This window comes from Streptomyces sp. NBC_00096, assembly GCF_045041305.1.
In the GTDB taxonomy this organism is placed as follows: domain Bacteria; phylum Actinomycetota; class Actinomycetes; order Streptomycetales; family Streptomycetaceae; genus Streptomyces.
On the sequence record NZ_CP108221.1, the window covers coordinates 852,937 to 865,023 of the forward strand.

8 protein-coding genes and 1 pseudogene are annotated in these 12,087 nt (G+C 70.1%); 2 read left to right on the forward strand and 7 right to left on the reverse strand.

The window, feature by feature from the left end; genetic code table 11:
* Positions 1–166: 166 nt before the first annotated feature.
* Together OG904_RS03785 and OG904_RS03790 are read left to right on the forward strand one after the other, a co-directional pair.
* The gene (locus tag OG904_RS03785; RefSeq protein ID WP_405487337.1) at positions 167–1,582 is read left to right on the forward strand and encodes a hypothetical protein; all 1,416 of its coding nucleotides are present in this window, start codon (positions 167–169) and stop codon (positions 1,580–1,582) included.
* On the forward strand, positions 1,579–2,016 hold the full coding sequence (locus tag OG904_RS03790; protein ID WP_405487339.1) for a cupin domain-containing protein: 438 nt from the start codon (positions 1,579–1,581) through the stop codon (positions 2,014–2,016). The genes OG904_RS03785 and OG904_RS03790 overlap by 4 nt, the downstream gene beginning before the upstream one ends.
* Positions 2,017–2,179: 163 nt before the next feature.
* Here the strand turns inward: OG904_RS03790 and OG904_RS03795 are convergent, their stop codons facing one another.
* The 7 genes and pseudogenes from OG904_RS03795 to OG904_RS03825 form a co-directional block, all read right to left on the reverse strand.
* A complete protein-coding gene (locus tag OG904_RS03795; RefSeq protein ID WP_405487341.1) occupies positions 2,180–3,232 on the reverse strand; it encodes a cytochrome d ubiquinol oxidase subunit II in 1,053 nt (350 codons plus the stop codon).
* The gene (locus OG904_RS03800) at positions 3,229–4,707 is read right to left on the reverse strand and encodes a cytochrome ubiquinol oxidase subunit I (protein ID WP_405487343.1); all 1,479 of its coding nucleotides are present in this window, start codon (positions 4,705–4,707) and stop codon (positions 3,229–3,231) included. Before OG904_RS03800 ends, OG904_RS03795 begins: the two co-directional genes overlap by 4 nt.
* Before the next feature lie 263 nt (positions 4,708–4,970).
* Positions 4,971–6,605: an MFS transporter gene (locus tag OG904_RS03805; RefSeq protein ID WP_405487345.1), complete on the reverse strand. Its 1,635-nt coding sequence runs from the start codon at positions 6,603–6,605 to the stop codon at positions 4,971–4,973.
* A gap of 233 nt (positions 6,606–6,838) precedes the next feature.
* The gene (locus OG904_RS03810) at positions 6,839–7,852 is read right to left on the reverse strand and encodes a TIGR03842 family LLM class F420-dependent oxidoreductase (RefSeq protein ID WP_405487347.1); all 1,014 of its coding nucleotides are present in this window, start codon (positions 7,850–7,852) and stop codon (positions 6,839–6,841) included.
* 38 nt (positions 7,853–7,890) lie between these two features.
* Positions 7,891–8,826: pseudogene (locus tag OG904_RS03815) on the reverse strand (amidohydrolase family protein); the annotation flags it as partial.
* Positions 8,827–9,050: 224 nt separating this feature from the next.
* Positions 9,051–9,233 (reverse strand): hypothetical protein, encoded by a 183-nt coding sequence (locus OG904_RS03820; protein ID WP_405487349.1) that lies wholly within the window; start codon positions 9,231–9,233, stop codon positions 9,051–9,053.
* A 604-nt stretch (positions 9,234–9,837) separates the two neighbouring features.
* Positions 9,838–12,018, reverse strand: a complete 2,181-nt coding sequence (locus OG904_RS03825) for an MMPL family transporter (protein ID WP_405487351.1) — start codon at positions 12,016–12,018, stop codon at positions 9,838–9,840.
* Between the last annotated feature and the right edge of the window lie 69 nt (positions 12,019–12,087).

Below are 12,087 nucleotides of genomic sequence, written 5' to 3' on the forward strand. Positions count from 1 at the left end.
GTCCGGCCGGCCCGCGGTCGGACCGGCTCGGGAACCAGGCTGTCAGCAGCGGCAGGTGTCCGGCAACCGGGTCGGGACGATCCGTTCGGCAGCCTCGCTGATCATCGGACGTCCGGACCACCCCCAGCCGGCGCCCTTAGACGGCCTCGTCTCCTTCGCCTCGACCATGGTCGATGTCACCGCCGCCCCCGAGGACGGCCCTCACCTCCTGTACCGTGCGGCCCGGCGCCTGTGCGACAAAACGTCCCTGCTGCACCTGCACCTGCGACTGACCACCGCCACGGGCACCCCACCGGCCGCCTCCCTGGGGCGGTGGGCGGAGATCTGGCACCGCCAGCCCCTCTCCGAACAGGAAACGCAGCGGGTGGCGGGCGAGCTCCCCCTGATGAGCGCCACGGTCGACCGGCTGCGCGGGGGCAAGCCGCTCGCGGGCTTCGCGGTGCTGGTCACCGGGCACTTCCTGACCGACCTGATCCACCTCGTCGGATGCCTCGCCGAACTGGGCGCTCCCCTGGACTCCATGACGGTCCTGCGCAAGGACTACGCCTACCAGTGGCGCCACCGCGTCCACGGCCACCTTGACGAGCTGGGGGTGACCGTCCGCGATTCCACGGATGCCGAAGCCGTCACCCGGCACACCGCCCTGGCCCGGCAACGGGGCCTGCGCTGTCTTGCCCTGGACGACGGCGGATACATCGCACCCACGCTGCTGGACCAGGCTCGGGCCGGGCTCCGGCCGGCCGACGCGGTCGGCCCCTGGGCGGGGGTGGTCGAGCAGACCATGTCCGGGATCTACAAGCTCCGAGGCCGCGAACACGAACTACCGTTCCCGGTCTTCTCCGTCGCCCAGTCCAGGCTCAAGGGCCGCATCGAGTCGTACTGGATCGCCGAGAAGGCCGTCGCGACAGCCCTGGACCTGCTGCCCGCCCTGAAGATCGAGGGCCAGCCCGCTCTGGTCATCGGCTACGGCAGCGTGGGCGCCCAGATCGCCGGCCTCCTGACCCAGCGGCGCATGCGCGTCGCGGTCCACGACTCCGACATCCTCCACCTGATCGACGCCCACGAAAGCGGCTACACCACTGCCCGTGAACTCTGCACGCTCCTCACCGGGCACGCCCCCCTCCTCGTCTTCGGGGCCACCGGCCGTACCAGCATGTCCACCCGCGAGTTCCAGGCCCTGAAGCGGCCCGCCTACCTCGCCAGCGTCAGCAGCCGCGACGTCGAGTTCGACCTGCCCGCACTCGCCGCGCTCGCGACCCAGGGCCCGCACCACTCCGCGGTGGGCCACGCGCCCCGTACCCAACGCCTCCCGGGAGGCGTGGACGTCACGGTTCTGGCCGGGGGCCGGCCCGTGAACTTCCACGGGACCGACAGCATCAGCAACCTCCACTCCGACCTCGTGTACGCGGGGATGCTCACCGGCGCCTGCGCCGTCGCGACCCGGCCCGCCCCGGCGGGGCTGGACCCGGCCTGGGCCGACACCGTCCTGGAGGAGTCCGGACTCCTCCAGGACTACTACGAGCGCTACGGACCGCCCGCCGCCGCGGAGACCACCGTCCCGAGCGGAGCCCGCACCCGATGACTTCTCTTCCCGGGACGGCCCGCATCCTCGGCCTGGAACCCCATCCCGAAGGCGGCTGGTACCGAAGGATCTACACCTCCCCCTTCAGCGTTCCCCACCCCACCGGATCCGGTCAGCGGCCCTCGGCCACCCTCATCCACTACCTGCTGGCACCGGAGGAAAGCTCCCGGTGGCACACGGTGGCCAGCGACGAGATCTGGCTGTGGCGCGCCGGCGGCCCCCTGGTTCTGTGCGTCAGCCCGCCCGGACCGGCCCCGACCACGGTCACCGAGCACCGCCTGGGATCGCACCGCAGCCCCGGCACCGAGCTGGAGGTGTGCGTGCCGGCCGGCTACTGGCAGAGCGCCCGCCCCGCCGAAGACCGTGAGGTTCTGGTGAGCTGCATGGTGACCCCCGGCTTCGACTTCGCCGACTTCACCCTCCTCGCACCGTAGGACGGGGGGCCGGCAGCCGGAACGCCGAGCACTCCGACCGGGTCGAGTGCGTCGCGCGCCTGGGATGGAGCCTGTCCATGCTCTCGATGGAGAGGCGGCGGCGGGGTAAGGCGGCCCGTTCGTCGTGGAGTTCGGTGAGGACGGCGGTGGCCAGGCGGGGTGGTCAGCGGTGGGGGCCCCGATCCCGGTTCACGGCCGTGCGGCGCAGGTCGTCGTCGGCGAGGGGTTGCAGGGCGCCGCTGGTGTCCAGGCGGTAGAGCAGGACCAGCGGCGGTCCGACGAGCACGATCGCGATGACCGTGACCAGGAGCAGCCAGCGCAGTGTCGTCGGTGCTCCGGCCGCCTGGTCCACGGTCAGCGAGGTGGGGATGAGGTAGGGGCGCTGGGCCAGCCCCCAGGCGATGACGACGAGGGCGACGCTCCCGACCGCGGTGATCCTCGCCCAGCCCGTGGCCGTGCGGTGGAGCAGCCCGGCGGTGGCCACGGCGCAGACGGCGGCCGCCAGGACGGAGGCGAGGCCGACGCCGCTGGTGAGGCCGTCGTAGACGTAGCGCGCGTCGTGGTGTGTGACGACGAGGCCGACGGCGGTCAGGACGGCGATCAACCCGAGGGCGTACCAGGCGCGCAGCCGGAAGTAGTGGACGAGGTCGGGGGCGTCGAAGCGGCGGGCGTCGGCGGTGAGGAACACCGCCCCCAGGAAGGCGGTCGCGGCGACGGTGAGCAGGCCGCAGAGCACGGAGGTCCCGTTGGACCACGCGTCCGCGGACGCCTTCGTCCCCGGAGCGACCCGGCCCGTGGCGAGCCCGCCGACGACCGCCCCGAGGAAGAAGGGCACCAGGAGGGAGGAAACGGCGAAGGTGGTGCCGTAGATCCTGCGGTGCGCGAGGCGTGTCATGGGTTTGCGGAGGGCGAAGCCCGCACCGCGCAGGGCGAGCCCCAGGGCCGCGAGCGCCAGAGGCAGCCACATGGCGGTGAAGAGCGTCTGGAACAGGACCGGAAAGCCCGTCCACATGAACACCAGGACGAAGATGAGCCAGACGTTGTTCGTCTCCCAGACGGGCTCCATGGCGTGGTCGATCAGCCACCGGGGCCGCTTGCCCCGTACGGTGCCGCCCGCGAAGAGGTCCCAGAACCCGGCTCCGTAGTCCGTCCCGCCCGCACAGGCGTAGGCGGCGACTGCGGCCAGCAGCACCCAGGCCACGACGTCCTGGATCATCGCCCTCCTCCGTCACCGCGAGCGGAGCCGTGATCGTGATCCGGTGCGGCAGCGACGGTCGCCCGGCGGGGCCCGTAGGGGGCGTCGCCTTCCGGAGTGCCGGCGGCCTGGGCACCGCCCTCTTGTTCGTCCGCGATCCGCCAGCGGGTGCGCATGGTGAGCAGGACCCCCAGGAAGGTGCCGAAGATCAGTGCGTAGACCACGATGACGATGGCGAGCATCGTCCACAACGACGCGGCCCGGGCGTCCGTGACGGCTTCGGACACCCGCATGTTCTCGTACACGATCCAGGGCTGGCGCCCCACCTCGGCGGTGATCCAGCCGCATTCCACCGTCACCAGGCAGGCCACCCCCGCCACGGCGGCGCACCGGAAGAACCACGGGGAACCCGGCAGGTCGCGGCGTCGCAGCCAGCACCAGCCGTACCAGAGCGCGAGCAGGAGGAGCACGCTCCCGATCGACACCATGATGTCGAACGCCCAGTGGGCGATGGTGGCCTGGGTCGCCGTGGGGCGGTCGCTCGCGGGGACCGACGACAGGCCCGTCACCCGGGTGTCCGGGCTGAAACCGGCGAGGATCGAGTCCAGTTGGGGGAACTTGAGCCCGCCGGAGACCGTTCCGTCCTCGTGCAGGCGTCCGAACAGGTACTCCGGTTGGTGGGTGGCGGTCTTCCAGACCAACTCGGTGGCGGCGAACTTCACCGGCTGCTCCTGGAACACCGAGCGGGCGATGGAATCCCCGAGCACGAACTGCACGGGGGTGAGGATCGCGGCGACGGTGAACGGAACGGTGAAGCCGAGCCGGTGGTAGTGGTCACGCCGGCCGCGCAACCAGCCCACCGCGTACACCCCGGCCACGACGTAGCCCGCCGTGAGGACGACACCCGCCACGAAGTGCCAGTACTCGGGGCCGAAGATCGGCGTGAAGATCGCCTTGCGGACGTCGATGTCCACGGGGTTGCCGCCCGCGTCGAGCGAGAAGCCGCGCGGCGTGTTCATCCAGGAGTTCGCGGCGATGATGCCGAACGCGCCCAGCAGTGCCGTCAGCGGCAGGGGCAGAGCCAGCCAGAAGTGCGTCCACGGCTTCAGCCTCCGCCAGCCGTAGAGGTAGATGGCGATGAGGATCGCCTCCAGGAAGAACGCCCACGCCTCGACCCCGAACCCGAGGCCGAAGACATCGCCCCACCGGCCCATGAGGCCCGGCCAGAGCAGGCCGAACTCGAAGGAGAGCACGGTCCCGGTGACGATGCCGATGGCGAACTGCACGGCCATGACCGCCGACCAGCGCCGCGCGAGCAGCAGGGCGACCGGATCGCCCTTGCGCAGCCCGCGGTAGTGCATCAGCAGGGTGATGGCGGGAAGGGCCACGCCGAAGGGAACGAGCAGGATGTGGGAGGCCAGGGTGAAGGCCATGAGTTGGCGGGCCGGGAGCAGCTGCGGAGGGGTGTCCGCCATGATCGCGATCGCGCTGTGCATGTGCGCCTCAGCAGTTCGTGTCGGACGGCTGGAGGACCCGAGGAACAACGAGCGCTCGGCTACGGTCACTGCTGCTGGCTTCCACTGAACCGCTCCCTGGGTGCTGACGGTGACGCGCAATCCGCGCCACCACGACAGCACCACCGCACTGCCATGGCCCCGGTGGCACGACTGCCACTGACCCAATGGGGTGCTCTCCCGAACCGAACGGCTCAACTGGGGCGCGGGAGACCCGGTCGGCGACCAGCTGACCTTACGGCCTCTCAGGCTCCCGGTCCGCTCGACCTCTCGGTGGCGGTGGCGGCGGAGGCGGAGGCGGAGTCCTCGGCGTAGTAGCGCCCCAGGAGCTCCCGCTCGGCGTCCCGGTGCGGGAACATGAAGAAGATCAGCATGGCGCCCAGGGCGATCGCGGCCAGGCCGACGGTGTACGCCCAGTCGTCGCCGTGGAGGAAGGACCGGCGTGCTGCCGCGATGATCTGGTCGGTGTACTGGGGGTGCTGCTGGGCGACCTGCCCGGCGGAGGCGAACGACTTCGTCAGCTCGCTCTGGACCTGGTCCGACACGTCCTTGCTCTCGCGGGAGGCGGCGATCGCCGCGCTGAAGGCCGAGGCGTAGCCGGCGGTGAGGAGCAGCCCCATGATGGACTGCATGACGGCCCCGCCGAGGTCCCGTTGCAGGTCGGCGGTGCCGGAGGCCATGCCGGCCCGCCGCACGGGCACCGATCCGGTCAGCGAGTGGGATGCGGGCGTCCCGGCGAGGCCGGCGCCGATACCGGTGAGCACGTAGGCGAGGCCGATGTGCCAGTAGCGGCTGTGCTCGCCCCAGAACAGCAGCATCCAGGCGAAGGCGAGGAAGAGGAACGCATAGCCGATCAGCAGGGTCGTGCGGGCGCCACGTGTCTCGACCAGCTTCGCGGACCGTGGTGCCACGAGCACCATCATCACGACGAGGGGGAGGATGGCGGCGCCGGCTTCGACGGGGTTGTACCCGAGCACGTTCTGCAGGTACTGCTGGCTGATGAACGCCGATCCCATCATGGAGCCGTACACGATGATTCCCGCGCATGCGGCGACCCAGAACGTGCGCCGTCCGGCGATGCGGAGGTCGTACAACGGGTTGGGGGCCCGGCGCTGACGCCGGAAGAACGCCGCTCCGGCGGCCAGGGCGATCACGGCGAGGCCGACGACCAGTGCTCCCTGGTGGGGGACGGCGGCGAAATTGATCGCCAGTACCAGTCCCGCGATCAGGAGGACGGACAGGATGCCGCCGAGGTTGTCCACCGGTTCGGCCGACTCGTTGGCGTGTGCGGGGACGAACAGCAGGGCCATGACCAGCGCGACCACGGCGAGGGGCAGGGTGATGAGGAACACCGACCCCCAGAAGAAGCGTTCGAGCAGCGCGCCCGCGATCACCGGCCCGAGCATGGAGATGCCGCCGCCCAGGGCTGACCACAGCGCGATCGGCTTCGTCCGCCCGGGCCCCGCCCACAGGGCGGTGATCAGCGCCAGGGTGGTCGGGTAGGCCATGCCGGCCGAGAGCCCGCCGAGGATCCGGGCCATCACCAGGACCGTGTCGTTCGGCGCGGACGCGGCGAGCAGGCAGGCGGGGACGGACAGAGCGGTACCGAGGAGCAGCAGCAGCTTGCGCCCGTGACGGTCGCCGACCGCACCCAGGTAGAGGACCGATGCGGCGAGGCCGAGGGAGTACCCCACGGCGACCAGGTTCAGCGAGGTCTGGGAGGAGTCGAAGGCCTTCCCGATCGCGGGCAGCGCCACGTTGGCCACCGACAGGTTCAGGTTGGCCACCGCGGCAACGATGATCAGGGACGCCAACACGAGCGACGCCCGCGCCGGGGCCTCACTCGGGACGTCGATGCGGGGCGCGCCGCTTTTCGACATGGAACCTCCGGGGCGGTGTTGGGCTCGGCGAGAGTCTTGCCTGATCTACCGTGCCGAACGTCGCCCCGTGGGGATGACACGCCCACCGTCACCGACCCGGTCCGCCCGCCGCTGCGATTCGGAGCCCGTCCAGGTGGGTGTCCTCGGCGGTCGGTGGTGACCGGTCGCACGAGAGCCGCCGGCAACCTGTTGCGGGGCCGACCTCCCGGTCGGCCCCGCGCCCCTCGCGAAAGTCAGCTGAACGACGGGATGACCTCGGAGCCGTACGCGTCGATGGTCGCTTCCCGGGCATCGTGCATGTCGTAGACGGCGAACTGGTCGACGCCCAGGTCGCGCAGGGCGCGGAGCTTCGCGATGTGGGCCTCGGCGGGGCCCAGCAGGCAGAAGCGGTCGACGATCTCGTCGGGGACGAAGTCGGCGGAGGGGTTGCCGGTGCGGCCGTGGTGGCTGTAGTCGTAGCCCTGGCGGGACTTGACGTACTCCGTCAGCTCGTCCGGGACCATCGAGGAGTGCTCGCCGTAGCGGGAGACCAGGTCGGCCACGTGGTTGCCGACCATGCCGCCGAACCAGCGGCACTGGTCGCGGGCGTGGGCCAGGGCCTGCGCCGAGTCGTCGGCCGTGACGTACGCCGGGGCCGCCACGCAGATGGTGATCGCGGCCGGGTCACGGCCGGCCTCCACGGCAGCCTGGCGGACCGCCTTGATCATCCATTCGGTGAGGTAGAGGTCGGCGAGCTGCAGGATGAACCCGTCCGCCTTCTGCCCTGCCAGGGCGAGGGCCTTCGGCCCGTAGGCCGCCATCCAGACCGGAAGTCTCCCGTCCCGGATCCAGGGGATCTTGATCGGGTTCCCGTCCACGACCGCTTCGCGGCCCTCCGCAAGGTCCCGGATGACGTCGATGGCCTCGCCGAGGCGGGCGAGGGTGTTGGGCGCGCGCCCGGCGACCCGCATCGCCGAGTCCCCGCGCCCGATCCCGCAGACCGTGCGGTTGCCGTACATGTCGTTCAGCGTCGCGAAGGTGGAAGCGGTCACCTCCCAGGTGCGGGTGCCCGGGTTGGTGACCATCGGACCGACGTGCATGCGCTGCGTGTTGGCCAGGATCTGGCTGTAGATGACGAACGGCTCCTGCCACAGGACCGCCGAGTCGAAGGTCCAGCCGTAACGGAATCCGTTGCGTTCGGCCCGCTTCATCAGGCTGACGACCTGCGAGGCCGGCGGGTCGGTTTGCAGGACGAGGCCGAAGTCCATGCATGGCTCCTTGCTGCTGCTGCGTGCGGGCTTGCGGCTTACAGGTACTGACAGGTGGAGCGGGGGATGAAGGCGCCGTGGCCGGCGCGGCCGGTGAACTCGCGTCGGTCGATGACGAGTTCGCCCCGGGACAGGACCGTGTCGACGCGTCCGGTGATCCGCTTGCCCTCGTACGCCGAGTAGTCCACGTTCATGTGGTGCGTCTCGGCGGAGATGACCTGCTCGGCGTGCGGATCGTAGAGGACGATGTCGGCGTCGGAGCCCGGCGCGATGGTGCCCTTCTGCGGATAGAGGCCGAACATCCGGGCCGGGGTCGCGCAGGCGATCTCGATCCAGCGGCGGCGGCTGATGTGCCCGTCCAGGACCGCCTGGTGGAGGAGGTCCATGCGGTTCTCCACCCCCGGCAGCCCGTTCGGGATCTTCGAGAAGTCCCCCCGGCCCAGCTCCTTCTGGCCCCGGAAACAGAACGGGCAGTGGTCGGTGGAGACCACCTGGAGGTCGTTCGTGCGCAGGCCCCGCCACAGCGCCGCCTGGTGCTCGCGCGGCCGTAGCGGGGTGGAGCAGACGTACTTCGCGCCCTGGAAGTCGGGCTCTTCGAGGTTGTCGGTGGACAGGAAGAGGTACTGCGGACAGGTCTCGCCGAAGACCGGCAGCCCCTTGTCCCTGGCCAGGGCCAGCTCCGCGACCGCCTCTTCCGCCGAAACGTGGACCACGTAGAGGGGCGCGCCGGCGACCCGGGCCAGCTGGATCGCCCGGTGGGTGGCCTCGGCTTCGAGGAGCACCTTGCGGACCTCCCCGTGGTGGCGGGGATCGGTCTCCCCGCGCGCCAGGGCCTGTTCGACGAGCACGTCGATCGCGATGCCGTTCTCGGCGTGCATCATGATCAGCCCGCCGTTGCCCGACGCCCGCTGCATCGCGCGCAGGATCTGCCCGTCGTCGCTGTAGAAGACCCCTGGGTACGCCATGAACAGCTTCACTACTCTAAGAACCCTCAAAAGACAGGTAATTGAGTTTCATGAGAGTGCCCAGAGCGTCGCAGTGGGGCCTCGGACATCGCAGGCAGAAGCACCACTCGACGCTCAGGGCCAGGGGCCGATCACGCCAAGATGGAGTACCCAGGCACCGAGCGCTATCCCTCAACTACTGTACCTTTCCTCGCACTTCTCACAGTTAACTACTGCCACTAGAAGCCGGACCACTACGCCCGGATACGACGTCGGGTGCCGTTGAACATGACGCGGAGCATGAGGACGAGGGCTCGGGCTGTGGAGAGGTCTGCGTGTACGCCGGGCAGGGCCAGCGTGGTCTGGTTGTCGGCGGCGGCGCGGACCGCGTTTAGGTTGCGGGCTTCGATCGACGGGATTGCCTCGACGAGCGGCATCCGATTTGACCGTCTTGCTTGTTGGCATCGAAGATCGCGAGCGAAACGTGCAGACCAGCACATTCAGTGAGCCACTCGACGATTTCGCCGCGGAAGCCTGCGCGGCGATCTTCCCGATCGGTAGAGTGGCCTGCACTTGGATTCTTTTAGACCCTGAACTCGGGGCCTTGGAGGGCCGATTGCCCCCGAGGAGCCGTTTCCGACCAGAAGCCGATCGGAGCGAACTCGTGACGCTGCGTGGCCGATCAACGTGATCGGGCGCTCCCCCGGGCCAGTCACGGACCGGATTCGAGCCCGGGTCGCGGAAGTCGACACCGCCCGGTCATGAGGCGCGGCCAGTCACACCGCGCGCCGAACCCGGAGGTCCGGTGGATGCCATTCGGGCGCTGGCGGCCTGCCAGGTCGCCTCGCACCGCACTCCGGACCTGACACGCCGTCCTGGCTGGCTGGCCTTGCTGGCAGGCTTCCCGGCACGGACATGGCAGGGCACGCTTCACCGCCCCCGGCCCCGGAGCCCCCGGCGGCCGCACGCATCCTGCAGAGCGCCTCAGCACGACGCGTATCCCCAGATCCGGCCCCTTGGCAACTCAAGATGAGGGGTCCCTCAGGTCTCGGCGAGCCCGTAGCGGCCGTGCAAGCGGGACAGTGGCGCGGGGGCCCACCAGTTGGCCCGGCCGGCCAGGTGCATCAGGGCGGGGGCCAGCAGGATGCGCATCACGGTCACGTCCAGCACGATGGTGAGGACCATGCCGACGCCGACGATCTTCAGCGGGACGACGGGCGAGGACGCCTGGCCGAGGAAGACCACGATGATGAGGACGGCTGCCGAGGTGATCAGGGGTGCCGTGCGCCGTACCGCGGCCTCGATGGCCGCGGAGTTGTCCCCCAGAGCGAGGTAACTCTCGCGGAAGGCGGAGAGGAGGAACACCTCGTAGTCCATCGAGAGCCCGAAGGCGATGGCGATCACCAGGATCGGCATCATGATGTCGGTGGCGGCTACCGGGGTGAACGACCCGACGAGGCCTTGCAGATGGCCTTCCTGAAAGATGAAGACCATGGCTCCGAGGGCTGCGGTCATGCTCAGTCCGGTCAGCAGGATGGCCTTGAGCGGCACCAGCACGCTGCCGGTGAACGCGAACAACAGCACGAACATCGATGCGGCCACCCATACGAGGGCGGCTGGCAGGCGGTCGGCGAGCGCGGTCTTGGTGTCCTGCAGATGGGCGGCATCGCCACCCATCAGTGGTGGTACGGGCGCTGACACGTCACGTACGGCTGCCAGCGCGTCCAGGACCCGGTCGCCGGTCAGCGTGACGTTGAGCCACGTGTCGGAGCCGTTGATGAAGGAGCGCACGGCCGTCGGGGCGGGCGGGTGCCGATCGCCACGGGTGAGAGTGCCGGTCGCGGTGTCGACCTGACGTACGCCTGGGACGCGGGAGAGCGAGCGCGCGTAGTTCTCGGTCCCGGCCCACCCCTGCCGTCCGGCGGCCGCACCGGGCAACACCACGGCGATCCTTGGCGCGAACAGCTGCGGAAAGTCCCGGCGCGCGCTGTCGGAGGCAGCCCTGACCGCGGTTCCGGCGGGGAGCGCCCGGTCGTCCGGGAAGGCGAAGGACACTGCCGGGAACGGGGCGGCCAAGGTCAGCAGGAGGACCGTCACCGCGGCCGCCACCAGCGCCGGGGCTCGCCGGACGAGCCGGGCACTGGCGGACCAGACCCAGCTCGTGGCCCTGTCGACCGAGCGTTTGACGTCGCTCGAACGGGGCGCGGTCCCCGTACGCAGCCGACGGCCCAGCAAGGCGAGGGCGGCCGGCAGGACCACCCAGGTGGCGAGCGCGGACAGCAGCGTTACGAGGATTCCGCCGAAGGCCACGGTCCTCAGGAACATCGTCGGGAATACGAGCAACGCGGCCAGGGACAGCGAGACCGCGACCGCCGAATACGCCACGGTCCGACCCGCCGTGGCCAGCGTCGTCCGCAGTGCCGCAGCCGTGGCCGCACCGGAGTCGAGTTCGCTCCGGAAGCGCGTCACCATGAACAGGCTGTAGTCGACGGCCAGGCCAAAGCCGAGGGCGCTGGCGATGTTGAGTGCGAAGACGCTGACCGGCGTGACCATCGCCAGCGTACCGAGCAGTGCCGAGGTCGTCGTCACGGACAGCACGCCGACGAGGACGGGAAGCAGCGCGGCCAGAAGGCTGCGGAAGACCAGGATCAGCAGCAACAGCACCAGCGGAGCGGTCAGCAACTCGGCGCGGAGCAGGTCACGGTGGCTCTGCTCCTGCAACGCGTCCAGGACCGCGGAGGAGCCGGCAGCCGACACGGTGACCGGGCCCTGCTCGCCGAGGACGGACGGCAACAGGCGTTCCACCGCCTCGCCGACCTCTTTCTCATCACCCCGGTATTTCACGGCGATCACGGCGCTTCGGCCGTCTCGGGCGCGCATCGCCGGATCGCCGTCCCAGAACGAGGAGACGTAGTGGACTGGGGCCGCGCGGCGTGCGGCGCCGGTCAGCGACTTGCCCGCCGCCGCAACGGCCGGCGCGTCAACCGGCTGCCTCGTGTCGCGAGGTTTCACAAGCAGAAGCACGTCGGGGCTGCCCGCACCGAATCTCTCCCCCAAGATGCGCTCCGCCCGAACGGATTCCGCTGACTCCGGATACATCCCACCGGCCGTGAGCCGGTCCGACGTCAGCGCTCCCACCACGGTGGAGAGCAGGACGCAGAGAGCGGCAACGGCAAGAACCACCCGGGGACGGGACCGGGATAATCCGATGATCTGCTTCATTCTGGTTGCGCCATTCCAGGAATTGCGTGCGGGTCACGGAAGGGAAGCTCCCACCTGGCCCGCAAGGGG